Annotated in this window: 23 protein-coding genes and 1 pseudogene; 9 read left to right on the forward strand and 15 right to left on the reverse strand. The window is 39.7% G+C overall.

Features of this window, described 5'->3' with window-relative positions:
* Nucleotides 1-27 precede the first annotated feature (27 nt).
* Both A6E03_RS07015 and A6E03_RS07020 read right to left on the reverse strand, forming a co-directional pair.
* Nucleotides 28-708: an endonuclease/exonuclease/phosphatase family protein gene (locus A6E03_RS07015; RefSeq protein WP_141677238.1), complete on the reverse strand. Its 681-nt coding sequence runs from the start codon at nucleotides 706-708 to the stop codon at nucleotides 28-30.
* Between the two features lie 198 nt (nucleotides 709-906).
* Nucleotides 907-1,140: pseudogene (locus tag A6E03_RS07020) on the reverse strand (hypothetical protein); the annotation flags it as partial.
* A 239-nt stretch (nucleotides 1,141-1,379) separates the two neighbouring features.
* Between A6E03_RS07020 and A6E03_RS07025 the strand changes: the two are divergent.
* Nucleotides 1,380-2,360, forward strand: a complete 981-nt coding sequence (locus tag A6E03_RS07025) for a hypothetical protein (protein ID WP_141676939.1) — start codon at nucleotides 1,380-1,382, stop codon at nucleotides 2,358-2,360.
* A 156-nt stretch (nucleotides 2,361-2,516) separates the two neighbouring features.
* Here A6E03_RS07025 and A6E03_RS07030 read toward each other — a convergent pair whose 3' ends face one another.
* Together A6E03_RS07030 and A6E03_RS07035 are read right to left on the reverse strand one after the other, a co-directional pair.
* Nucleotides 2,517-2,891, reverse strand: coding sequence for a hypothetical protein (locus A6E03_RS07030; protein ID WP_065592331.1), 375 nt, complete (start codon nucleotides 2,889-2,891; stop codon nucleotides 2,517-2,519).
* A gap of 944 nt (nucleotides 2,892-3,835) precedes the next feature.
* Nucleotides 3,836-4,366, reverse strand: coding sequence for a hypothetical protein (locus A6E03_RS07035; RefSeq protein ID WP_141676938.1), 531 nt, complete (start codon nucleotides 4,364-4,366; stop codon nucleotides 3,836-3,838).
* A 152-nt stretch (nucleotides 4,367-4,518) separates the two neighbouring features.
* On the opposite strand from A6E03_RS07035, the gene A6E03_RS07040 reads away from it, so the two are divergent.
* The 4 genes from A6E03_RS07040 to ugpC all read left to right on the forward strand — a co-directional run bounded on the left by A6E03_RS07040 (nucleotide 4,519) and on the right by ugpC (nucleotide 8,793).
* The gene (locus A6E03_RS07040; protein ID WP_065592333.1) at nucleotides 4,519-5,811 is read left to right on the forward strand and encodes an extracellular solute-binding protein; all 1,293 of its coding nucleotides are present in this window, start codon (nucleotides 4,519-4,521) and stop codon (nucleotides 5,809-5,811) included.
* 71 nt (nucleotides 5,812-5,882) lie between these two features.
* Entirely contained in the window at nucleotides 5,883-6,764 is an 882-nt protein-coding gene (locus tag A6E03_RS07045; RefSeq protein ID WP_065592334.1) for an ABC transporter permease subunit, read from the forward strand.
* A 44-nt stretch (nucleotides 6,765-6,808) separates the two neighbouring features.
* Nucleotides 6,809-7,651 (forward strand): sn-glycerol-3-phosphate ABC transporter permease UgpE, encoded by an 843-nt coding sequence (gene ugpE, locus A6E03_RS07050; RefSeq protein ID WP_065592335.1) that lies wholly within the window; start codon nucleotides 6,809-6,811, stop codon nucleotides 7,649-7,651.
* Nucleotides 7,652-7,710: 59 nt separating this feature from the next.
* Nucleotides 7,711-8,793, forward strand: a complete 1,083-nt coding sequence (gene ugpC, locus A6E03_RS07055) for a sn-glycerol-3-phosphate ABC transporter ATP-binding protein UgpC (RefSeq protein ID WP_065600507.1) — start codon at nucleotides 7,711-7,713, stop codon at nucleotides 8,791-8,793.
* Between the two features lie 282 nt (nucleotides 8,794-9,075).
* Here ugpC and A6E03_RS07060 read toward each other — a convergent pair whose 3' ends face one another.
* Nucleotides 9,076-9,957: a LysR family transcriptional regulator gene (locus A6E03_RS07060; RefSeq protein WP_065592337.1), complete on the reverse strand. Its 882-nt coding sequence runs from the start codon at nucleotides 9,955-9,957 to the stop codon at nucleotides 9,076-9,078.
* A 186-nt stretch (nucleotides 9,958-10,143) separates the two neighbouring features.
* On the opposite strand from A6E03_RS07060, the gene A6E03_RS07065 reads away from it, so the two are divergent.
* The gene (locus A6E03_RS07065; protein WP_065592338.1) at nucleotides 10,144-11,334 is read left to right on the forward strand and encodes an MFS transporter; all 1,191 of its coding nucleotides are present in this window, start codon (nucleotides 10,144-10,146) and stop codon (nucleotides 11,332-11,334) included.
* 148 nt (nucleotides 11,335-11,482) lie between these two features.
* Here A6E03_RS07065 and A6E03_RS07070 read toward each other — a convergent pair whose 3' ends face one another.
* Complete coding sequence (locus A6E03_RS07070) at nucleotides 11,483-12,688, reverse strand: sugar efflux transporter (protein ID WP_065600508.1); 1,206 nt, start codon at nucleotides 12,686-12,688, stop codon at nucleotides 11,483-11,485.
* Between the two features lie 190 nt (nucleotides 12,689-12,878).
* Between A6E03_RS07070 and A6E03_RS07075 the strand changes: the two genes are divergently transcribed.
* The gene (locus tag A6E03_RS07075; RefSeq protein WP_065600509.1) at nucleotides 12,879-13,766 is read left to right on the forward strand and encodes an AraC family transcriptional regulator; all 888 of its coding nucleotides are present in this window, start codon (nucleotides 12,879-12,881) and stop codon (nucleotides 13,764-13,766) included.
* A gap of 34 nt (nucleotides 13,767-13,800) precedes the next feature.
* A complete protein-coding gene (locus A6E03_RS07080; RefSeq protein WP_065600510.1) occupies nucleotides 13,801-14,628 on the forward strand; it encodes a LysR family transcriptional regulator in 828 nt (275 codons plus the stop codon).
* Between the two features lie 403 nt (nucleotides 14,629-15,031).
* Here A6E03_RS07080 and A6E03_RS07085 read toward each other — a convergent pair whose 3' ends face one another.
* Nucleotides 15,032-15,979 (reverse strand): LysR family transcriptional regulator, encoded by a 948-nt coding sequence (locus tag A6E03_RS07085; RefSeq protein WP_065600511.1) that lies wholly within the window; start codon nucleotides 15,977-15,979, stop codon nucleotides 15,032-15,034.
* 187 nt (nucleotides 15,980-16,166) lie between these two features.
* Between A6E03_RS07085 and A6E03_RS07090 the strand changes: the two genes are divergently transcribed.
* Nucleotides 16,167-17,189: a DUF1254 domain-containing protein gene (locus A6E03_RS07090; protein ID WP_141676943.1), complete on the forward strand. Its 1,023-nt coding sequence runs from the start codon at nucleotides 16,167-16,169 to the stop codon at nucleotides 17,187-17,189.
* 76 nt (nucleotides 17,190-17,265) lie between these two features.
* On the opposite strand, the gene manA is transcribed toward A6E03_RS07090, so the two are convergent.
* From manA to A6E03_RS07125, 8 genes are all read right to left on the reverse strand, one after another.
* Nucleotides 17,266-18,471 (reverse strand): mannose-6-phosphate isomerase, class I, encoded by a 1,206-nt coding sequence (gene manA, locus A6E03_RS07095; RefSeq protein WP_065592344.1) that lies wholly within the window; start codon nucleotides 18,469-18,471, stop codon nucleotides 17,266-17,268.
* Between the two features lie 290 nt (nucleotides 18,472-18,761).
* Nucleotides 18,762-20,102: an MFS transporter gene (locus tag A6E03_RS07100; RefSeq protein ID WP_065592345.1), complete on the reverse strand. Its 1,341-nt coding sequence runs from the start codon at nucleotides 20,100-20,102 to the stop codon at nucleotides 18,762-18,764.
* A gap of 8 nt (nucleotides 20,103-20,110) precedes the next feature.
* Nucleotides 20,111-21,607: a signal transduction histidine-protein kinase/phosphatase UhpB gene (gene uhpB / locus A6E03_RS07105; RefSeq protein ID WP_065592346.1), complete on the reverse strand. Its 1,497-nt coding sequence runs from the start codon at nucleotides 21,605-21,607 to the stop codon at nucleotides 20,111-20,113.
* A complete protein-coding gene (uhpA, locus tag A6E03_RS07110) occupies nucleotides 21,607-22,215 on the reverse strand; it encodes a transcriptional regulator UhpA (protein ID WP_065592347.1) in 609 nt (202 codons plus the stop codon). The genes uhpB and uhpA overlap by 1 nt, the downstream gene beginning before the upstream one ends.
* A 153-nt stretch (nucleotides 22,216-22,368) precedes the next feature.
* Entirely contained in the window at nucleotides 22,369-23,763 is a 1,395-nt protein-coding gene (uhpT, locus tag A6E03_RS07115; protein WP_065592348.1) for a hexose-6-phosphate:phosphate antiporter, read from the reverse strand.
* 360 nt (nucleotides 23,764-24,123) lie between these two features.
* Complete coding sequence (locus A6E03_RS20230; RefSeq protein ID WP_175365422.1) at nucleotides 24,124-24,276, reverse strand: hypothetical protein; 153 nt, start codon at nucleotides 24,274-24,276, stop codon at nucleotides 24,124-24,126.
* Nucleotides 24,277-24,472: 196 nt separating this feature from the next.
* Complete coding sequence (locus A6E03_RS20435) at nucleotides 24,473-24,697, reverse strand: hypothetical protein (protein ID WP_065592349.1); 225 nt, start codon at nucleotides 24,695-24,697, stop codon at nucleotides 24,473-24,475.
* Nucleotides 24,698-24,711: 14 nt separating this feature from the next.
* On the reverse strand, nucleotides 24,712-25,425 hold the full coding sequence (locus A6E03_RS07125; protein WP_060991947.1) for a GntR family transcriptional regulator: 714 nt from the start codon (nucleotides 25,423-25,425) through the stop codon (nucleotides 24,712-24,714).
* Nucleotides 25,426-25,490 lie beyond the last annotated feature (65 nt).

Here is a 25,490-nt window from a genome sequence, read left to right on the forward strand (position 1 = left end):
CTTGCTGGTATGTCGTTTAAGAAATTATCAATATTTTATTTTCTTGAACCTGGTATCGATGGATTGACTAATCTTACAGATAGAATCTGTCTTATCGAGGCTTTTTAGACCAAATGAAACATGTTCTTTTAACGTTAATGGCTCGGTAATGTTAATAAGAAAACTGCCATTAACATTCTCTATTTGCATAGGGGAGTCGATGCCACGTTCTAATGTGTTAAGCGATCTATCATCTGGTGTGTCGTTGAAGTCACCTAAAAGAGCAGCATATTCAGTAGGAGCTTGATATATATAATCAATAAGGTCTAATGCTGCATTTGTCCTCTGCTCATCCGTAATCATTCGACCGTTATAACGAGATTTTGCATGATGATTTAACAATAAAATTTCTTTACCTTTATACGAGATGAATAATTTTAAAACTCTTCTTTCATCAATAAAATTTGGGTTCGACTTAGGAAAGGCAAAGTCTATGTTTTTATCCACGTTCTTCAAATTCCCAGAATCCAATCTATATTGAAAACCTTTTCGGATGGCGAACGCCAAATTCATATCATCTGTGCTGTCATCATCGATAATTATGTTCCAATCTGTTGCGGGGAAATATCGTTCTACAGCGTACCGATCTCTAACTTCCTGCAGTGCCACAACATCAGCGTTCAGATTGTTTATAACGCTTTGATAATTAATGACACGTACCTTGTTCATACAAGCAGGCAGGAATTTTGAGTTGTACGTAGCTAGTCGAAGGTTTTCACTTGATATGGCATATGGGGTAACGATTAAAAGACAAAGTAAAATAATTTTCATAAGTGCAGTTATATAAAAAATAGATATGAAAATAGTATCGTAATTATATTTAAATTTGCTAATTCGCCAATTATTTTTCGATTAGACTCACCTCACTCACTCCTGTATGGACAATGATTTCAGCTGATTATGTGATTTTAGTTGCTCAAAATCAGGGTTGCATAAATGCGGTTTGAGAGCATTGAACTTATCTGTAGGCCAATCGTAAACTTTAAAAGATAACAGCTCTTCTATCGCGGAAGGCTCAAAGCGATATTTCACGTGTTTTGCTGGAGAGCCTGCAACCACGCTATATGGCTCAACATCTTTGGTGACGACTTCATGAAGTAACTGAAACTTTGACCAGTGCTTTTCTTGCATAATAAACCTTTAAACGTATATAAAAATAATGCGGTTGGCATTAATTTAAAATAAGTCAGTGGATTCTAGGCTGTTTACAGTGGTTTACTTTTGAGCATGTATAATTCGTAACGTATTAAAATATAAAGAAACATTACTCTGATATGTTGTATTACTTTAATAGTCAACTACACTAATACAACTTACCAACTCATATGGATATTTAGCTAATGAACACCAAAAAAAATCATGTCATTTCATTTTTATCAGTACTGTTTTTGGTTGTCGGTTGCTCGCCATCATCTGATGTACCTTCTACGACTATTAGCGATTACAGTGGTTCAGCAAGTATTACGCAAGGTGCCGCCAAAGCGGTAGAGTCGGATATTTTTGAGTGCAAAAATGGGCGCAGCCGAGTTGCAAGTATTGGTGATATCACTGATTTAGAAGGTAAGGTTTGGCGCGTTCCTGCAAAAAATAATTTTTCCACAGGTCCTAAAGCTGTCGATCTATATGAAGAATGTGCAAATATCACGCCTTCAAATATTTCTAATGTAGATGAAGCTTCAGTGCCTGTTGTCGTTATTGATCCAGACGGTGAAGAAATTACGGGGTATATTTTTGCTGATAACTATTTTGAATTGTATATCAATGGTTCTCTTGTCGCGGTAGATACAGTGCCGTTTACACCGTTTAATTCTAGTATCGTGAAATTTAAAGTTAAGAAACCTTATACGATAGCGGTAAAAGTTATTGATTGGGAAGAAAACTTAGGTTTGGGAACAGAGAATAACCGTGGAAAGAGTTATCACCCAGGAGACGGTGGTTTTATTGCTAGCTTTAGCGATGGTACTGTTACAGGCTCAGATTGGAAAGCTCAAACATACTATACGTCACCTATTTATGATCTTACGTGTCTAAGTGAAGTGGAAGAGGTACGCCTGTCTGAAACTTGTACTACAGAAGGTACAGATAATGGAGAGAATGCTTACGCCGCTCATTGGGAAACCCCAAATAACTGGATGGGTAAAGAGTTTGATGCAACATCTTGGCCTCAAGCAACGTTATATACAGAAGGCGACATCGGCGTAAATAACAAGAAGGCGTACATGAATTTTATTGATAAATTTAGTGGTGCGGGAGCGAGTTTTATTTGGTCAACGAATGTGGTGCTTGATAATGAAGTATTACTTAGATATGAGGTTAAGTAATATTTCTGGCTCTGTGTAACTATCTTTTAGTTATCTCAGGTATAGGCGATTTTGATAAAAAAACAAAAAAGGCGTTAGCAAATTATTCTCTGCTAACGCCTAAATCATTATGTATAACGAATATGGAACGTTTACTGATTATGCTTAGTTTAAGTCTTAATCAACGTTACATTCAGTACAACTTTGTAGTACGATTTCATGTTCAAATACTGCTGTATCATTACCGTCTTCTAGTAACTCAGCTATTTCATCCGCAACTTCTTGCTCATCTTCCGCTTTAACTTGATCTGCTAGTTGTTCTTCTGAGTAACCGTAGAAATTCAGCAATAAGTAATCACGAGCTTCTGCTTTAGTACAAGTTACGTTCACAGAAAGCTCTGACTCTGCGCCTTCTTGCGCGATAATTGCAGCCGCTTGTGCTACGACATCATCTTTCATCGTCGCCGTTAACCAGCCAAGATCCGTGTTTACTTTGGTTTTTTTACAGTTAAAACAAGGCAGTTGTTGAAAGTAATATTGAAAATTAGTCATGGGTAATCTCTCTTTGAGTTCTGTATAGCAAGATTATGCGTATTTTGGGGTAAAATACTATCTTAATTAGGTTATTACCCCGAAACTAATTATTTGCGGACTCAAAGATAAGCAAGTGAGCCTTTAGGGCGTTAATCTAAAGATGCCGATACTTTACTGTGACACTCTTGCTGTCACTAAAGGATAAATGCGCCATAAGTGTGACACTTTCATCCAGAAAAGTGTCACAATTAAAAGGGTATCTGTCATGAATAGGTTTGAAATTAAACGCAATATCGAGCGAAGATAAAGAAGATTGTTAAACAAGTCATACTGACGCCGGAATCTCAACCTCTTGATATAATTGAATCGTTTATTAGCAATGAACAAGAAACGGATAAGCAAAACATTATCGCCCTTGTATTAGAGGAGCTAGGACGAATTCACGAGGGAGTATTGGCACGATACGGCCTAAGACTGTCTCAGCTAGAAAAGTGGCGTTAATTGCATGGGTAATGAGCAACAAGGCAAGTGTGCAAGCGGGACAATAACCATGCGCAAAAAGCACAAACAACGTGCTTATTGCGGCCACGTTCCGCAACAAGTTCCATTGAAATGGTTTAATTCTTTGAATTTACTTTAATTTATTGTTTAACCTATACTAACATTCTATGAGTTTGAGTATATTAGCCATACCTTTCAGCCAATCCCGCTCTATCTCGCTAACCTTCTTAAAGCAAACAACGCTTAAACTCGATGGCTCGACAATGAAAGTTTCACCGCGTACGGTATTAGTAAACTGGTCTGAATCGAACCACTTAAAGATGACCGAGAAATGGATTTTGAAACCTTCTAAGGCATTGCATTACAAGCCGCGCTAAATAACCCAGAAGACGGTTATGATAAAACCAATATTGCGTGACGCTTGTTAGGCGACGGTGTTGAATAAAGTGTGAATAGGTTATTTATCTATGAATTTTTGCAATATGCTCATACTTATCGACTACGGATAATCCTAGTACATTTTTTTGTGCGGTTAATGCAACCTTTTGACCAATCGATATTTCCTGCCAAAATTTCTCTTTAACTCGTAGTTCTAACCGAGGGTAATTAACGGGTTGTACTGTAATGGTGTAATAGGCGCTTCGGCCACTACGGTGTGCTTTTTCAATGACAGGGGTATTGATAATAAAAGGAGAGCCAATTAAGGCATGCATGTTAATCGCCCCAACAAAGCCAATGCAAAGCACCATATAGATAGAACGGTATTTAAAAATATAGAACGGATGTTGGCGAACTTTACTGTTGTGATTTAATTTCTGAATATCATTGTAATGCGTTAATACTAACCAACCAAGTGCATAACCAAAAATAGCCACGGCAAGCATGAGGTAATAACCGTAAAAAGTTGTGTTGGTGGTTTCTAAGAAAAACCAACCACAAATCATAAGCGGTACGAACCAAGGGTGACCTATTGTTTCTATTATTTTATTCACCGGATTCTGTATTCCAAAAATAGAGAGCATTAAACAAGATTACCCCAAAATCATCACAAGAACACAATAAAACTGAAGTATAACTGTCATCTTCAATCCCTACTATGAGCATCACATTAACGGTTACTCATACTAAATCATTAGGGAATAAGATGAAAAAGCAATTGATAACAGGTGTTCTAGCGTCGTTACTTTCAACGACAACCATGGCAGAAACCAACATAACGTGGTGGCATGCAATGAGTGGTCAGCTAGGCGAAACAGTCAATACTATTGCTCGTGATTTTAATGCGTCACAAGATGAATACAAAATTACCCCAGTGTTTAAAGGCTCATACGTAGAAACCCTCACCGCAGGCATTGCCGCTTATCGTGCCGACCAAGCGCCGAACATTCTGCAAGTGGCCGATGTGGGTGCCGCAACCATCATCAATGCCCCTGGGGTTGCAAAACCTGTCGAAGATATTCTCGTTCAATCTGGTTATTCATTTAATAACAAAGACTACATTGCAGGGGTTCGTAACTTCTACGCAGACAGCAATGGAAAAATGATCGGTATGCCATTCAATAGCTCAACCCCAGTGCTCTATTACAACAAAGACATTCTTGCAAAAGCAGGGGTCGAAGCGCCTAAAACCTATGAAGAGCTAGAACAAGTCGCGAAAAAATTAAAAACGCAAGGCTACGCCACTTTCTCACAATCTTTAACGCCTTGGATCATGTTCGAAAACTTCAAGTCTCGCCATAACCTTCCTGTTGCTAATAAAAACAATGGCTTTGATGCGCCAGCGACCAACATCATGATTAATACGCCAGACATGGCAATGCACTTTAACAAGCTAAAAGAGTGGTCAGACAAAGGGTATTACAAGTATTACGGCTCAGATTGGGATGCAAACCAACAACCATTTGAGAAGCAAAAAGTAGCAATGTGGTTAGGATCATCAGGCTCGTTTGGTGGGTTACGTAACCGTGTTGATTTTGAGTTAGGTACAACGTATCTACCATATTGGAAATCAGTCAATAAAGAGGCCGGTCGCACCTTTATTGGTGGCGCTGCGTTATTTGCCATTGATGGTAAGCCAAAAGAAGAAGAGCAAGCCGTTGCAGCCTTTTTTAGTTATTTAACAAGTCCTGAGACACAAATGTTTTGGCATAAATCAACGGGTTATGTGACGGTTACCAAAGCCGCTTATAACATGACTAAACAATCAGGTTATTACCAAGAACAGCCAGATGCAGAAGTAGGCGTAAAACAGTTGAGCTTACCGGGTGGCGAATGGACGCGTGGTTACCGCTTAGGTTTCTACTCACAAATCCAAGAGGTAATGCATAGAGAGTTTGATAACGTATTTGCAGACCGAATTACGGTAGAAAAAGCACTCGCCAATATCGATAAAGAAAGCCAAGTGATGCTAAACCGTTTCGCGCGCTCAGTGCGATAACAAGGGTTCACTGTGGTTGATTTAGGTTAGCCACAGTGATTTTTTTCTTTTTAATGTAGTAGGTTATAACAGTGGAACAACGACAACAATTTACCCACTCGGCATTACCTTATGCGCTTTTAGTGCCACAAATCGCCATTATTGCGGTGTTCTTTTTCTATCCTGCAGCCGAAGCGGTTTATCTCTCCTTTATGCTAGAAGACCCTTGGGGGTTATCATCAACCTTTGTCGGTTTAGAGAATTACGACATTATTTTTAGCTCGGCAGAGTATTTAAGATCGATCTTTTTTACGGTTGGCTTTGCCATTGTTGTGTCATTTTTATCATTAGCCATCGCGCTTTTACTGGCGGTGAAAGCCAATAATATTTTGCATGGTAAGAGTGCTTATAAAATCACGCTCACTTGGGTATATGCGGTTGCTCCTGCGGTGGCCGGTATTATGGGCGGCTTTATTTTCAATCCTCATATTGGTGTTTTTACCGATATTTTTGCCAGTCTTGGTTGGGATTTTAGCTTATACACCAGTCCTTTTGATGCGACGTTAACCTTGGTTTTGGTCTCGGTGTGGAAGCAAGTCTCGGTTAACTTTATCTACTTTCTTGCTGGGCTACAGTCTATTTCCTATGCGGTGAATGAAGCGGCAATGTTGGATTGCGAGAGTGATCGCCGTCGCTTCTGGACTATTACTTTTCCACTGCTTGCTCCTACAGGCTTTTTCTTATTAGTCATCAACTTAACCTATGCCTTTTTTGAAACCTTCGGCGTTATCGATACTTTAACGTCAGGCGGTCCGGGTGGGGGAACGACCTCATTGGTTTATAAGATTTATCGTGATGGCTTCATTGGGACAGACATTGGTGGCAGTGCGGCGCAATCGGTGGTGTTACTGGTTTTAGTCTTAATGCTGACTTGGGTGCAATTTAAGTTTATTGAAAAGCGTGTGCACTATTAATTCAAAGAGATGTATTGGTACACAGCAATGATGAGAATTTTATTATGAAACAGAATCAATGGTTCGATCATGTGATCCTAATAGCAGGGGCGCTTTTTATGATCATCCCTATTTGGCTAATTTTCGCCAGCTCTACCCACAACCCAAACACCATTATTAGTGATGGATTGCAGTGGTGGCCGGGCGGTAACCTTTTTGAGGTTTACGGTGAAGTGTGGGACAAGAGCATCGGCTTTAGTACGGATGTGAATGCAAAATCGATGATCATTAACTCAATGGTGATGGGACTTGGCTTTGCCATTGGCAAGATCATTATTTCGATGATGGCAGCTTATGCCTTGGTCTATTTTCGTATGCCTTTTGCTTCGCTGTGGTTTTGGCTGATATTTGTCACGCTATTGTTGCCATTAGAAGTGCGCATCATTCCTTCTTATGAGGTGGTTGCGAACTTAGGGATGTTAAACAGTTTTTCTGGGCTCATTTTACCGCTAATAGCTTCAGCGACAGCGACGTTTTTCTTTCGTCAATTTTTTAGAACTATCCCAAATGAATTACTAGAAGCAGCGCAACTTGATAACGCGGGACCAATTCGCTTTTTTCTCGATATTTTATTACCGTTATCAAAAACTATGATCGCTGCGATTTTCATCATCATGTTTGTGGTGGGTTGGAACCAATATTTATGGCCAATCATGATGACCACCGATGAAAGTTACAACACTATCGTGATGGGCGTGAAGCAGTTATTGAGTGACATAAGCCAAAGCAGTCAACCGCGTTACGACCAAGCCTTTGCTCTGGTTATCTTCGCCATGTTGCCACCGATTTTAGTGGTTATTATTTTTCAGCGTTGGTTTGTGAAAGGCCTTGTTGAAACCGAGAAATAACCGTGCTGATGCGGCTATGAAACCGCATTGCCAATACCTAATTTGTGAAGAGATAGACTATGTTAGCACTTAAAAATTTAGTAAAAACCTACGACAATGGTCACCAAGCGGTAAAAGGTGTTTCTCTTGATATTAAGCAAGGTGAGTTCATTGTATTGGTTGGTCCGTCGGGCTGTGGTAAATCCTCTATCTTGCGCTCTATCGCAGGGTTAGAGTCGATCACTGGTGGCGAAATTGAGTTGAATCATCGTCGTATTGATACCGAAAAACCTGCCAGTCGTGATATCGCTATGGTATTCCAAAACTACGCGTTATATCCGCACATGACGGTTTACGAGAATTTGGCCTACGGGTTAAAAAATCGAGGTGTTGATAAGGCTACGATCACATCAAAAATTAAAAAAGTTGCTGAAACACTCAAAATTGCAGAGTATTTAGATCGCAAGCCTGCAAAGTTATCAGGTGGTCAGCGTCAACGTGTTGCCATGGGACGTGCGATTGTGCGTGATCCACAGTTGTTCTTGTTTGATGAGCCATTATCTAATCTAGATGCTTCACTGCGTGCCCACATGCGTTTAGAAATTAAAAAGCTGCAACGAGAGCTAGGCGTAACCAGTGTGTATGTGACTCATGATCAAGTGGAGGCGATGACCTTGGCGGATCGTATTATTGTGCTAAACCAAGGTGAGATTGAGCAAATCGGCACGCCATCTGAGGTGTATCACCAACCAGCAAGTACGTTTGTGGCGAGTTTTATTGGTAGTCCTGCGATGAACTTCCATCAAGCGGAAATTGTGAATGGGGTGATTAAGTTTGATCAACAAAGTGTGTTTCTGGCTGAATACGCCCATCTACCTGCTCAGACAATACAGCTTGGAATTAGACCTGAACACGCCTTGTTAGAGCCAGTAAATACAGGGTTAAGCTTTCCATTAAGTGTGCAAGCAGTTGAACCGTTAGGGCCGAATCAGTTAGTTCATGGTTTGGTTGGAGGCAAAACATTTACCGCGTTAACGCCAGAGTTAGACTTTGCCACTCAAGAATCACTGACGCTTAACGTTGCAAAGCAGCACTTGCATTTGTTTGATGAGGCGGGGAAGCGCTTATTGGCTGATACCAATGTGTTAGCGCAAGCAAGCTAGATCATTCGTTTCAGATTAGCTCACTTTAGCTGATGGTAGAGTGAGCTTAACAAAAATAGGACTTTATTTTTTCTCGTAACCACCGCAATGCAATTACTAGTAGAAACCATAGACATTAGTGACACAAGAGACGTACATTCAACCGCTCTATTGTGGGTAATGTAATGCCAGTCAGTTAAGTTGACTGGCATTTTTTAGTTTGATGAAGCAGAGAGAGGCGCTTATTGGCGATACGAATATGTTAGTGAAAGCAAGTTGGATCTCTCGTTTCATATTATCGAACTATAGTGTTAACTTAGGTTGAATAAAATCAATAAATGCTGAGATACGTTTTGCAACAGATGATGATTTATAGAACACCGCATTAATTTGTTCTCTCCCTGTATTTGTCAGCTTCTCACTCTCTAATAGCGTAATTAACCGTCCTTCTTCAATATCTTTCTTAACCATAAAACCTGATAAACAAGCGATACCATTACCAGCTAAAGTTAGTTGTCGAACCGTTTCTCCATTACTCGATGTCAGTATGGGATTTAACGATTCAAAACCTTTCAAAGGCCAGACATTGAGAATTTTAGGCCCTGCGAATCCAATTGTGTCATGCTTAACTAAATCACTGCATTTCTTTGGAATCCCCCTATGTGATAAATAATCAGGCGTAGCAACAATATATAATAAACTGCGTCCAAGTAATCGAGCATGAAGTGTCGAGTCATTGAGATCACCAATCCTAATCGCTAAGTCGGTTTTCTTTTCCAATAGGTCAACAAAACCTTCATTAGAAGTGAGTTCCAAATCGATATGTGGGTATTCTTGGTTAAATGCTTGTATTAGAGGTATGAGCTGATGGAAAACAAATGGACTGGCCGCATCTACTCGTAAGCGCCCTCTTGGTAACTCGCCGCGAGTGATGATCTCTTCCTCTGCTAGTTGGATCTTAATTAATCCAACTCGTACCGACTCTACAAATTGACGCCCTTCGTCCGTTAACTCTACTCGCCTAGTTGTTCGGTTAAGAATCGAGACCCCAAGTTGTTTTTCTACCTTACTCACCGCTCTTGATACACGAGCAACTTGAATATCTAATGCCTCTGCAGCTGCCGTAAATCCGCCACTATCGACTACCGTCAACAATATTTCTAAATCGTCAGACCGAGTTCTCATATCATTCCTTTTTCTGTTTTTTACTGTCTTTTATTGCATATATAACAAATATCTTTTGTTAAAGCCTCTATTTTTCTCAACTATTGTTCCAAGCATAATGCCTTCATTGAAACAGAACGCGGTATTACAGGTAATCAACTTCACCTCATATCGCTCTATATAATACTAAATATAAGTGAGTAAATTATGCCCTTAGCACTTCTTGCATTGACGCTCAGCGCCTTTGCTATAGGAACAACAGAATTTGTTATTGTTGGGTTGCTTCCAACAATGGCTACCGACTTAAACGTCTCTTTACCATCCGCAGGGCTTTTAGTTAGTCTTTACGCCCTTGGTGTTGCCATTGGCGCGCCAGTTTTAACTGCGCTTACGGGTAAATGGAATCGAAAGCACGTATTACTAAGCGTCATGTCTCTTTTTGTCGCAGGTAACCTACTCGCATGGCAAGCTCCTAGCTATAGCACCTTAATCGCAGCCCGAATTTTGACGGGTTTAGCACATGGTGTGTTCTTCTCTATTGGTTCAACTATAGCTACAGGTTTAGTTTCTAAAGAAAAGGCGGCCAGTGCCATTGCTATTATGTTTACAGGTTTAACTGTAGCATTAGTCACTGGTGTTCCACTTGGTACTTATATCGGTCAAGCTTTTGGTTGGCAGTCAACGTTCCTTATTGTGGCCGTTTTAGGTTTAGTCGCGTTAATTGGTAGTGCTTTCTTAGTACCGAATAACCTTAAACAACCTCCAGCGTCAAAACTATCTTCACAACTGAAGGTACTAACACAACCCCGATTATTATTGGTCTATGCCATCACGGCATTAGGCTACGGTGGTACATTTACTGCATTTACGTTCCTTGCCCCTATTTTAGAGCAAGTGTCAGGGTTCAACCCTAGCGCTATCAGTTTAATTATGTTGGTGTATGGTGTTTCTGTCGCTGTTGGTAACATTTTTGGTGGGAAAATGGCGGATAAAATTGGTCCAATCAAAGCGCTGACTATCATTTTTTCAGGTTTAGCTGCTATCTTAGTCGTATTTAATTTTACTGCAGTTCACCCTATTGCAGCGGTGGCGACTATCTTAGTTTGGGGAGCGTTTGCCTTTGGTAATGTTCCAGGACTGCAAGTGTATGTCGTAAAACTAGCAGAGAAACACACTCCTGATGCTGTTGATGTAGCTTCTGGACTTAATATTGCTGCTTTTAATGTGGGTATTGCTCTTGGTTCTTGGGGAGGCGGCTTGATTGTTGCGAAAGCAGGACTTATGCATACGCCATGGGTTGGCGCTGTTATTGTTCTTATTGCACTAGCTCTCACTCGTTATAGTGGTCGACTAGACCGTCGTAATGAAGAAAAATGCGAAGCGCTTAAATTAGCGTAAACAAAATTCTTCAAATTTGACTATCGTTTGTTGTTAATTTTGCAAGTGGAGTATGAGGAGGTGTTCCATTTTTAGTGGATAACAACTCTAAGCTATTTTGGGGTAGTGGCAGGTTAGCTATTACCCCGAAGCTTACATAATGTTAACCCTACACCTCTCCAGCCACCGCGCATTGGCCTTCAATCACTACCTTCTGTTTCTTCTCTAGCATTTCAAACACAATCAGCAACACAGCAGCTATAACTGCACCAACAAAGCATAAATACAGTGCGCTGTAGTAGTTGTATAACTCACCCACTACACCCACCATCACGCTTGATACCAAGACACTGATGTTCAACATGTTTGAGAAAAGGGTAGAGGCCGTGCCTAATCGGTCTTTCATCATGTCTTGCAGTGCGACCATTCCTAACGTTGCACACACACCAATGAAGAATCCATTAAGTATTTGAGCAATCAGCATCCCTGTAAAACTGGTGGTTGATAACATAACAAGAAAGAACATGGCACCAGATAAGACACCAAGCGTCATTACTCTGGTTGTGCCTAGTTTTTCTGCCATTTTACCTGCTCCTAGCATAACCGGAATTTCAAAAGCTGCCGCCATACCAAACATTAAGCCTAACCAACTGACATCAACTTGCAGCTCTTGTGAAAGATACAAAGGCATACTGGTGATGTATAAATTATTGGCAGAAAAAGCACACACAATAATAAAGCAATAAAATACAACCATGCGTCCTAACGGTTTATTCTCAACCGTTGCCGCCGTTCGTTCTTCTTTTGTTACCACATTATCGGGAATGAATTTAGCGACGATGAATATAGCGATAGATACAGTTATGGCAGATACCGCAAATGTAGCACTAAATCCAAATTGTGCTTTAAGCATAAATGCCGCAGGTGGGCCAAATACCCAAGCAATGGCAAGGCCTGCACGCATCTTCGCTAAAAAACTGGTGCTGTTAGCAACGTGTCTGTCGCCATATTCACGGCCTAATGCAAACAGTTGGCCGAAAGAAGCCCCACTAATACTGCCAAACCCAACAGCTATCGCAACGGCTAACCAATAGTCTCGAATAACGGTAAAACTAGCGACTAAAATTAAGTAGCTTGCTAATGAGGTGATAAGGATAGTTTTACGGTTCCAATGCGTGTCTGAACGTTTTGCAATAAAGTGAGATACGATCACTGAACTGCTGACAGCAAGTGTCATATACAGACTTAACATCATTGGTGACGCGCCCAGCTCCTCTACAATGAATAGACTTGATAGTGGGTAAAAAAACGCACTGCAAAGTCCTGTAATAAAAGCGGTAAAAATAAACAAAAATGACTTTTTGTTGTGTGGCATAGTAAAACTCCAGTGTACGAAATAGGTTTTTATTAACGATTTTATTTATGCGTAGTCTACTCAATGATTGTGGGGGGCATTGATGTTATTCGAGCTACATCTAATACTATTCATTCATTTTATCATCTTCCTTTGACAGATAATGCTTACCGGATTAGCCTGAGAGACTACTTAATCGTTGGGATAAAGAATGAAACCGTTTAAAGAGCACGTTCAAAATGTGCCGAGTTTTGATTGGATTGTTAGAGAGTTTCATTGTCGTGTAGAAGACAGTGAATTTGCTTGCTCTTGGCATTATCATTCTGAATATGAATTGGTGTTGTATCTTGACCCCGGCGAGGCATTTCAAGGCAGTTATTTTGCGGGAGATGCGATTGGCGATATCAATCATAATACCTTGTTACTTTATGGGCCCGGCTTACCGCATATGGTGGCAGGACGAAGTGTAAAATCAGTTAAAAATAATCATCATACGCTTATTGTGTGGTTTGCTCATCATTGGGTAGAGCGATTACAAACGTTGCTACCAGAGGCGAGAAACCTTAAGCGTTTATTAGATAACTCGGCTTACGGCCTCTCTTTTAGCACCGAAACCGCCCAAAAGGTATCGGCATTACTTAATGATGTGGAGCAACTAGATCGCCATTATCAAGCCATTAAAGTCATTGAAATATTGGTCAGTCTTTCTGATGATAGTAAAGCAAAAACCTTATCAACGACGCCTTATCGTAGCAGACCAATTTCAGAAGATACGGAATTAAACCAACGCTTTGAAAGAGCAACTCAGTATGTTGAAAAGTATTATGGTGATGCGATTAAAATATCCGATTTGTGTAAGAAACTGCACATGAGTGAAAGCTCGGCATATCGAATGTTTGAGAAGCATTATGGGATGAGTTTTTCTGATCATTTAAAGCAATATCGAATTGGTAAGGCATGTGAACTGTTAGCGAATACCTCCTTACCAATCGCTCTTGTTGCAGAGAAGACAGGGTTTAAAAATATCTCGAATTTTAATCGACAATTTAAAGAGCTAAAAGTCATGACACCAACGGAATTTCGACGTCGATTCAATTAGGTAATTATTCAGAAAATTATTAGGAGGAAGGTAAATGAATTTAAATTTTATCAAACATTTTCTTGCAGTGTATGATTTTGGTAGTGTCACAAAAGCCGCGGTTCATTTAGATATTACCCAGCCTTCAATGAGCAGTGCGATTAAAAAATTTGAAGAGAGTTATGGGCAGCCGTTATTTTTAAAAGTAGGGCGATCTCTAGAGCCAACAGATGCGGCTCATTCATTGGCCTATCAGGTACGTCCGATAATGGAGCAACTGGTGGTAGCTTTGGAATCTCCACGTCGTTTGATAATTAGTGCGCCAGAGATCGTATTGCAATCTCTGCCTGATATGGACGATGCTTTGCTGACAGAAAGCCCTGCGGTTGAGTATCAAATGCTTGATAAAATTCGTTCAGGTGAAGTTGATATCTTGATTGATGATATTACCGTGACTGACTACACCTTTGTGAGTGAGAGTTTAGGTAAATTGGATATCGCTTTTGCGTGCCGATGCGATCATCCAAGCATTACGGGAAATTCATTAAGTTTAGAGCAATTTAACCAAGCTGAGCATGTCATGCTTAAATTGAAAAATGAGAACATGGGCGCATTTGAAACCCGTCCTGATGAGATATTTGAGCGTAACATTGTTCGTGAAGTGAGTGGGCCATCTAATTTATTGTTAAGTGTTAGACACACGGATGCGATCTGTATTGTGGCTGAAAGTATGTTTGGGTTAGCCCAAGAGCTCGGCTTAAAAGTAGTAGAGTCACCTTTCCCACTTCAACCGTATGAAATTAAACTTATTTATCATCGCCGTAATATCACGAATAAAACACACAAATATATACGTGAGCAGATTAAGGCAAGATTAAGTTAAGTAAACGGAATGCTATGATATGTTAAGCAGTAAATGCATAGGTAAAAACTATGCATCACATAGCCAGTGACCAATAGTTTATCGTTATCAACCATCATAGTATTACCTGATTAGAGTCTAATTTATTAATATGTAATGAAAAATTAGATTTATTTTAACTACAGGTAAACCGGAGTTATTTGATGAAACTTGATAAAGATGTTGTTATTCCTCGTGTATTGATTGCCACCATTGTCGCAGTTTTAATGCTTGTACCTAATGTATCCTAGTGTATAAAGTAGGCAAGACATAAATGTATTGTCAGCGGTACAAGTACAAGTTAGTGAGCTAACAGAACCCCCCTCTACTTGACCGCTAAATTCCTTAATCTACAGTTTAATCTTCTTTCTTCTTTCTTCTTTTCTTATTCATCTTGAAATCCTTTCTTGATTGACTCACTAATCATCAATTTTAACCAACGATGAGGTGAACTAGTAAGTGTTCTTCTGTGTTCAATTAAGTAAAGATCAACAGTATATGGCTTGCTATCAAACGTTTTTATTACTTTAAAGCTTGAATCTAAAATTGAGTCTTTTTCTAATAAATGCCCACCAATAATAAGACGATCTGTGCCTTTAATTGATTCGATAAGCGTTGCTAGTTGCCCTGATTTTAACGCTACATTCCTGCATTTACCTTGCTTTCTTAATTCCACATCGAGTGGGTTTAGGTATTCACCTGTGGATCGAATATCTAGCGATAAATCTACAAAGGCGTATTCAAGGCAATCGTCTATCGTGATGTGTTTCTTTTGTAATAAAGGATGGTCAGCAGAACCATAAATAACAGGGTAAGTCTGCCGAATCTTCTCTGAGTGATATTCATCACTAACGACGGTATCTTTGATATGTATAGAGAAATCAACGTGACCTTCTTTTAGTAACAAAATAGGGTCAATAGCAGAGGGGTACTCTTCAAGAGTTACTTTTGGTGCAGCATCATAAATTGCTTTGGCTAATGGGGCAGTAAGCAGTTTACTCATGAGTGGTGGTGTTGATATGCGAAAGGCTTTTTCACACAACTCAGCAGAAAAAGTGGAGCTGTTTATTAAGCTATCAATTGAAAATAAAATCTCATCAAGTTGCGACTCTAACTCTAGTGTTTTAGCGGTAGGTTGTAAGCCATTTGACTCACGATAAAAAAGAGGATCATCAAATAGGTCTCTAAGGCGGCCTAAAATTCGACTCATTGCTGGCTGGGAAAGGAATAGTTTTTCTGCCGCTCGTGATACATTTTTTTCTTTAATTAATACACTAAGAGAAACGAGTAAGTTGAGATCAATTCGAGAAAGCGCTTGTTCAAGTGTTTTCATATATATCCTTAATTGTATTAATAACAAGCAATGATATTACATCATAGCATATCAGTTATGTGATCTTATGATTTCTATAAATGCATTTTTAAGTCTATTATTTAATCAATCCAACAGAATTGAATAACAGCTTAGGAGCTATTAAATGAAATTTTCCCTAATAACTAAAAGTGTTTTACTGAGTGCAATGGTTACGGCAACTTGCGTTTCGGCTTCTCAGCCTACGACAAGTCTAGATGGATTTTTTACTGCTGATGGAAAAATGGTGACAGCGCAGACGTACCCAACCGATGAAACGGCTCACCAAATTTTGAAGAATCAAGATCTTGTAGGGGTTAATGAGTTTTTACATAAACGCCAGCTTACCCCAACAGATGCACAGCCTGTGGTTCGCATGAACCGTGATACTTATTATTCAATGGCTGTTGTTGATGTATCAAAAGGAGCTACAGTGACAATGCCTGAGATACCAGAAGGCAAATACATCTCTGTGCAACCCATTACAGAAGATCATCATATTCAACCAATGTACAACGGTGGTGGGACATTTAACTTATCGACTCATACGGGTAAGCATCTTTATTTAGTGATCCGTCTTGATGCTACTTTTACAGAGCAAGAAGCGGCGATGTATCAAGACCAAATGAAAATTAATGCAAATAGCGCAGAGTTGTTTATTTCTGAAAGTGTAAATCAAACATCATTTAAAAAAGTGGAAGATGAGCTGAAGGCTAAAATGCCAATGATAAATGAACGTGATGGCAGCGCAGCATTAACAGGCATGTTTACTGGGTTTAATGATGAATCGACGACATTGTTTACTCAAGAAAAATATGAAGTTGGGGCAGCTATTGGTTGGGGTGGTGCTCAAATGATAGATAATATCTATGAAGTATCAGGCAATTACCCTGCGGATACGTGTTATCAATCAACGTTTGAAGATCCTAAAAACAAAGCGTTTTGGTCTATCACGGTTTATGACAAGTCAGGCTTTATGTTTAACGATGTAGCGAACGTAAGCTCTAACACCGCGACAGTAAATAAAGATGGGACTTACACAGTCAGCTTTGGTTGTGGTGCAGATGCCCCAAATAATATTGAAACAGCGAACGATTCGGGTGTATTTAACTTAGGTATTCGCCATTACCAACCAAGCGATAAAGTTCGAGTGGATGGTTACCGTATTTTACCAACAGTGAAAGCGAAATAATTGGTATAAATTGAATTAAATCATAAGCCGCTAGATATATTCTAGCGGCTTTTTATGGTTTTGTTTTACGTAATTCTCAATTAAAGGCTCTGGCTACACGACCATGACTGCTTAATATATAACTACCGATATAAGCTGGGATAAAAACAGATTGTCCCTTAGCCAATACCATTGTTTCTCCATTTTGGCTGCGTAATTCTAACTCACTGTCTATTGCCATTACTATTTCAGCACCGTGGATCTTAACGTCGGCCTCTTTTGGCGAATGTATAATGCCGAAATTAAAGTCGTTTACTGGAATGTCGTAGTTATCACAGAGCCCTTCTTTTTGCGGTGACAAAATCAGATCATCAAAGGCGATAGGTACAAAGTGAGTACATTCAACAAGTTCATCCACATCAATGTGTTTTGGTGTTAACCCTGCACGTAATACATTGTCGGAATTTGCCATTATTTCTAATCCCGTTCCTTTTATATAAGCGTGTGGTGTATTGGCACTTAAATACATCGCTTCGCCTGGCTGTAATGTAATCACATTAAGAAGCAGTGGAGAAAAGAGCCCGACATCATAAGGGTATTGATGGTTTAACTCTATGATTAAGGCAAATTCAGCTTGATCTTGATGAGCTTTGGCATAGGTCAGTAGTTGGTCTAATGCATTGTGTTGTCGTAACTCACTTAGGGTTAATAAACCGTTGAAAAATGTCTTTAATCCTAGGGGGGTAAGTGTGTGGCTAAAATCCATTACTAGATCTGTTAATTCAACAATATGTAAGGCAGCAAAGAACCCCATAATTTCATCGTATGCACGAAACCCATTCATCGCTTGGTAGTCAGTGAGCGCGTAAACCAATTCCGGTTTATGATTCGTATCTTTATAATTTCTATGATCGGCTGTTAGGGAAATGCCTGCTTGTTCTTCTTGTTCAAACCCTTTCTCTGCTTGGCTTTTGCTTGGATGAACTTGAATTGATAACGCTTTATCGGCGGCGAGAATTTTAAATAAAAAAGGAAGATCGCCAAATTCTTGGGCAATATCAGAAGATAAGTAAGCCGATTTATTGGAATTGATTAGCTCTGATAAAGGGATTAAATGCTTATCAAACGTCACCATTGAACAACCTTTAGGATGAGTTCCCATCCAGACCTCAGCTTGTGGTTGCTGTGATTCATTTTCAAAACCAAATAGATCATGAATAGAAGAGGTGCTTCCCCATGCATAGGTTTGAATTTTGTTTTCCATTGGGAAGAAGGAGTGACGTGATAAATGGCCTGATGACATGAATTTTCCCGTAGTTAGCTTTTCTAATCGATTAGAAAGAAAGTGATTTCAGTGGTATTTGATTACTTGAAATACTAGGGAGTAGGCAAAAAAATGCATGAGAGAGGGTCTTAGAATTATTAGGAAAAATTCTTAGAAATGGCGTGGAGATATAAAAAGCGTGAAAAGAGTCACATTGTTGATGGGGCGTAGAATTAAAACTGTGTCATATCGATTGTTAATTAACCAACTTGAGTGAATCGTAAATCAGGCTCGATATACTCAAGTTGGTGTAAATATTGACGCAGTGTTTATAAACGATACCTTGTATCAATTGTTTTCTGAGGTGATTGAGCTTGCAAGAAAGGCAAGAGAAGAAGCCCGATCACGGCAGCACAAGTCGAAATAGTAACGAAAAATCCAGTCCAACCGTAGGTTTCTAAAATGAGAGCCAGTGGATACCCAGATAATGCGGCACCCATATAAGCGAAGAGACCAACAAAACCAGTGGCTGCCCCTGCGGAATCCTTGTGTGAGCATTCTGCTGCTGCCATACCAATTAACATTTGAGGACCAAAGACAAAAAAGCCTATACAGAAAAGCCCGGCGGCTTGAAAAACAAAATTAGTCAAAGGCATCAGCCACAATGCAGACACCGACAAGAAAATCCCGATAGCAAACAAGATATTCATTGGTCCACGGTTACCTGCAAATAACCGGTCAGAGCCCCAACCCGCAACAAGTGAGCCAATAAACCCACCAATTTCAAATAGAGATAACGCAGCATTAGCGTTAATTAAACTGTAGTTATGCTCTTCAGTTAGATATAAATTACCCCAATCATTAACCGCGGTTCTTACGATATAAACCAACACATAACTAAAAGCGAGTAACCAAATATACTTATTGCTAAATACATAGGTTTTTAATATCTCTCGATAGCTTAGTCCTTGTCCATGGTTCTCTTGTGCTAATTCTAAAGGGTCATTTCGCCATTGTCCTACGCTAGGTAATCCCATGGTTGTTGGCTTATCTCGTAAACGCCAACACACAATTAACCCAATAATAATGCCTATGACGCCAGGCCAAATAAAGCCAGCTCGCCAGCTATAATGCAAAGTAAGGTAACCCACTAGAATAGGGATAAGGGCACCACCAATATTATGTGCGGTGTTCCATGTTGCCCAACGAAACCCACGCTCTGATCGTGAATACCAGGTGGTTAACAGTTTGGAACATGAAGGCCATCCCCAGCCTTGAAACCACGCGTTCAACATCCAAAGAGAGATAAAGGCCATTAAAGAGCTAGAAAAACCAAACGCGATATTAATAATCCCCGTCGCTATCAAGCCAATACCCATAAAATAGCGTGGGTTTGAGCGATCCGAAATCGTGCCGGAGATAAATTTTGATAGGCCATAAGTAATATAGAAAAGCGTACCAATTAAGCCTATGTCCCCTTTATCTAAGCCCAAATCGGTGATCATCGCTGGGGCGGCATAGTTGAAGGTCTTACGAGTAAAGTAAAATCCGGCATAACCTACGTACATTCCTAGCATGATATGCAAGCGCCAGTAACGATAGCTTTGATTAATCTTTTCCTCACTCAATGGCGTGGAATTTGAAGTCGTCGAGCGTAAAAATCCAAACATATTTATACTCACACTTTAGGTAATGCAATGCTGATTTTAGTACCAGAAAGCGGGGTGTTTGAGTCAATTACCATCTTTCCTCCAAGAGCTTGAACCCGTTCTTGCATACCGCGAACCCCCATTCCGTTCATTAAATCTTGTGCTTTAAAACCAATGCCATTATCAGAAATTAAGAGGGTCACTTGGCTATCTAATATCAACGTAATGTGGATCTCATTGGCCTCTGCATATTTATAAGCGTTGTTTAATGATTCCTGACATAAACGAAAAATGGTCACTTTAAGAGTGTCACTTAAGCACAGGTAATCACCCTGCCAATTCAAGTTGATATCAATACCATGATCAGAAAATTCCATTTCTCGAATAAGCTGCTCAACAGATTCTTTGAGATCGAGATCATCAAGCATTTTGGGTCTTAGTTTCGTTAATAATCGTTTAGTGGTGTCGTATACGTTTAGAGAAAGTGTTTCTATTGTATCAGCACAACGAACGCTCATTTCAGCCGCATCAATGCGTTTTATGATGTTTGCCTGAGTTCGAATTGCGGTAATGTTTTGACCAATCTCATCATGTAATTCACGAGCGATATCACGACGAACTGATTCCTCAGCCGTGATTAATTGACGAGATAGGTTTTGATTGCGAGAGAGCTCGCTGCGTAATTTATGGTTTAAATCTTTTTGTTTTTGCACCGCTAAACCAAGCAATATACCGGTAATTGTTTGTGCAGAAAGGGATAAGAGTAGATCGGTAATTTCTAATTTAGAAACACCACTGTGGGCTGCAATTAATGCGACGCTATTAAATAATGTGGCGAGTAATGCACCTTGCCAACCGTAACGAACGGCAAGCAATATAATCGGGATCGCCATACAAAAAGGAGCAAATCGTCTTAATTCTTCAGGCAAGCTCGTCTGTATAAAAATACTGGCAATAAATAACAGGCTATACAGCGCAATATGACGAATTTTAAATTCAACAACGGTATTAATTAAGTAAGAACTGAGTGGCGCCCATTTGTTTTGGAAGAGGTAATTCCAGACTAAATAACACATAGGAACCAACATTAAACCGCCAGTGATACTGACGAGCCACACCATATAAATCGAAGGTACATGAAAACCAACGGCAGAAAGATTAATAAAAGCCATGATGATGATGACGCTTGTCATGACCAATAGATGGCGATTCTGATCACCGTAGTAATAGCGTTTAGCCAATAAAGTAACCGGAATACTCAATGCACTGGCAATGAGGACAGTTAACCATTGTGGTTCATTTAGCAAAAGAGCTAACGCAATCGTCAGACCCCACTCCGCAATGTAAATGGCTGGCCAGTATCGTGTTCGTGTGTGCAGTGCTATCCCTAATCGTAAAGAAAAAGGAAACAACAAAATAGCCAGTTCAGGATCGTTAATGAAATAGTAGGCAATGACCCACAAACAAAACCATGAACACCCAGCCATAAAAATGCCACAGACAGAAGTGGCTAAATAAGTTCGCATTAGTAAGCGTCTTGGGAGAACAGTTTGGCTAACTCAACGTTGTTTTTAACACTCAATTTATCCATGGCATTAGCTCGATGTACATGCACCGTTTTATGGCTTAACCCCAATTTTGTTGCGATAGACTTAACATCTAATCCATTAGCAAGTAATTGACATACTTCGTTTTCTCGACGAGTTAGCTGGCTAAGTGATGTGTTTCTTTTTACTGGTGTAGCAAGTTTTATTGCAATGTCTGGGGTGAGATAACAGCCCCCATTTGCTCCTGTTCGCACGGCTTGGATTAGTTCATCAGGACTGCAACGTTTACTTAAGTAGCCTTTTGCTCCTAGCTCTAACGATTTTTCAACCATAGCGGGAGAGTCGTGAACACTGAGCATAATACTGGCGATGCCGGAGGGGATATCTTCGAGCAGACTTAAACCACTTTCATCTTGCATTGAAATATCTAGGATAACGACATCTGGGTGGCAACTCGGAAGTCCGCGACGTGCTTCTGCCGCAGAGCTGAATTGACCAACCACAGAGATATCAGATTCTAGGCTGAGTAATTGAGCAAAACCAGAACGGACAATGACGTGGTCATCAACAAGTGCAACATTAATCATGATATTAACCAGAATGTAGAGTGAGAAACGAAATAACTCCCAATGATAGGAGCGATAAGAGAATCAATATTAAGACTGAATAATGATACTTAATTGATGGGATGATTTGTATGATCTCGCGCGCTTTACGTAAGTTAAGCGCGCGAAAATTGATTACGCTTGGTTTGCAGCTAAGTGCAGTTTTTTAGCGTGGCGGATCTTTTTCTCTTCAGCGATAGCAACGAAAAGAAGTAAGACAATACAAATCGCGGCGGAGGTATCTAATGCGGCGAAAGTACCTTCCCAGCCCGTTAAGCCAAAGATAGGCGTACCATCGGCAATCATACCAAGGCCTAGTTTTGCAAAGCTGTCACCAATTAGATAAGCGAAAGTACCTTTAACGCCGTCGGCAACACTGATTGCTTTTTTCGGAACAAAACCAACCGCAGCAACACCAATCAATAGTTGAGGACCAAACACTAAGAAACCAAGAATAAAGAGTGAACCAAGGTACATGAATTCGCTGGTTGCATTTTGGTAGAACTCAAGCGATACAATGATTAAACCAAGAGACACACAAGCCACCAAAGCACGACGACCATTCGCGAGATCGGATAAATAACCCCACATTAGCGTACCAACAAGTGCTCCGACTTCAAACAACGTGAAACCTGTAATCGCCGTTTCTTTTGATAGGCCAAGCTCTTGGTATGCGTAAACCGTTGACCATTGGTCGATACCAATACGAACAATGTATAAGAAAATGTTAGCGAAGCAGAGTAACCAGATCACTTTGTTTTTAAGTACGTACTCAACAAAGATCTCTTTTTTCGTCATGTGGTTTTCTTCAGCGATCGTATCTTCTTCACTGATTTCTTCGTCAAAAAGCTCTTCTACTGTACCTAGACCGTAAGCTTCCGGTGAGTCATTACCAAAACGCATTCCAATAAAACCAACGATGATCGCGATGATAGAAGGGAAGACGAACATGCCTATAACGTTGCCATCAAAAAAATAGTTAGCACCAAATAAAGCGACACCAGCAGCACCTGCACCACCCACATTATGAGACATGTTCCACAAGCCTAAATATGACCCGCGTTTATTACGTGGTGTCCATTTAGTGATGGTGGAATAGCTTGAAGGGCCACCCGTACTTTGGAAGAAACCGCTGAGAGCGTAAAAGGCTATCATCATGAATAAGCTAGCACTGCCGCCGCCCATACTGAAGCTGAAACCTAGCATAGCTAAGCCTGAAAGAATAAGCATGAAAGGCAAAAATTGTTTGGTATTTTTCCCATCGGCATAATAGGAAACAACCGTTTTACCAATACCGTAAGTGATTGAAAAACCAAGACCAATTAAGCCAAGTTCTGTCATCGACAATCCGTAAGTTGAAATCATGTCGTTTTGTGCGACATTGAAGTTTTTACGAATCAGATACATGGTTAGATAACCAATAAACACGACCAAGTAAGATTGTAGGAAAGGTTTAAACCACATCTTTCTTCTGACTTCTACCGGAAGATCTAGTGTCGGTTTTCTAACCTGTTCTAGGAACTTTAACATTGTGAACTCTCTTATAATGTATGAGGGTATGCATGAGGGGTTAACTCTCAATGCGCTCTTTATATATTGGATTGATTGAAATAGTAGAGAGTGGGAAGGGAGCTTGCATGAGAGAGGGTCTTAGAATGACTAGGAAAAATTCTTAGAAATTAACAAGCTGTATAGAAAGCGTGAAAAGAGTCACATTGTTGGGCATAAAAAGGAAATGAAGCCGTTAACGTGAGTTAGTTGGTTATTTATTAAATGGAAAATCGTCAATATTTAAGTTGAATAACATCAAATTCAATTGTTCAAAGAACATATAATGGTTCTATTAGGGGAATGTTTTATAATTTAAAATATTGAATTTTATGGTTAAATTCAGAAAAGAAAGAAATAAATAATCATGCAGATTGATGCTATAAAAGTAATACTTTCGATGATCCATTCTTTGTCATCCCAGCCGAGCATTCTAATTTCTGATGGGGTGAAGTTGATTTCTAAGTCTTCAAAATCTTCATTTAAATCGCACATAACAAATCCTCTTAAATAGTCAGTAAAAAGAGGTTATCTGCTTTTTTAGTTTAGTTAAATTTAATAATGTAAAACGAGCGTTTAAATTTAATTAACCAGTAAGTTTTGTTATTGGTCCATTTTAATCATAAAAAAAGATGAAAGAGAGGCTCTTTCATCCTTTAAATTGAGGCTTTTTATTGGCTAGCTATCTTGATTAAAATCCAAATTTTCCGTTAGTGTTTTTCCATTCTGTTTTTTCAGGAATAGCTTCAACCGTGTCCCAATGTTCTACGATCTTGCCGTTATCTAGGCGGACGCGGTGCGGAGCTTCTGGATCATGAGAGAGGGAGGTTCTTTCATACAAAGAAGACAGTTCGATGATCTCTAATTCAGTATTATTGCTTTTGTCGTGATTAAAACCAACATTAGGGATATTCATAACTGTCCTTTTTATCAGTGACGTTTTGCAACTAAGGTAAATTTGTAATCTCTTGGCGAGATAAAGTTACGGCTGTATTCAAAAACGATGTCACCCTTTAAATAGCCTCGGCTGCGTTTTTCAATAATAGGCACGCCTTCTTCCGTATTCAGATAATCGGCAATATCTTTACTTGGCAGAATTGGTACTAGTTCTTGCTCACTACGATCAATAGTTAACCCTTTCGTGTTCTCAATAAAATCGTATTTAGACTGTTGCATGACTTGGTAAGACAGATCCGGGAAGAGAGCAACAGGTAACCACGTTTCTTCGACAGCAATCGGATTGTTATCAATATAACGCACACGCTTTACGTAAAACATGTGTTCATTCTCTGCTATGTCTAAATGCTCAGCCATTACGAGTGATGCTTTTTGGATTTCAAACGCCAATACATCGCTGTGGGTTGCCACATCTAAATGTGCCCACTTTTCTTGAAAGCTCGATTGTTGGTAAATATCGTAATTTACCTTGTTCTCTTTTACGTAAGTGCCGCTGCCTTGCACACTTTCGAGCTCATCATTTTCTATTAATAGTTTTAATGCCTGACGGATAGTCACTCGACTAACAGAAAACAGTTCTCGTAATTGCGCTTCACTTGGAAGTGCTTCACCGACTTTATATTCGCCTTGGCTGATCTTCTCTCGGATAGCATCAGCAATTTGACGATACATTGGGAGCCTTGCCATTAAAACCTCGTAATTTTACTGTAAAAATTGTCTACACTAACTTGTATCATACGAATAAAAGGTAA

Origin of the sequence: Aliivibrio sp. 1S128 (assembly GCF_001691065.1) — a bacterium.
Classification (GTDB): domain Bacteria; phylum Pseudomonadota; class Gammaproteobacteria; order Enterobacterales; family Vibrionaceae; genus Aliivibrio.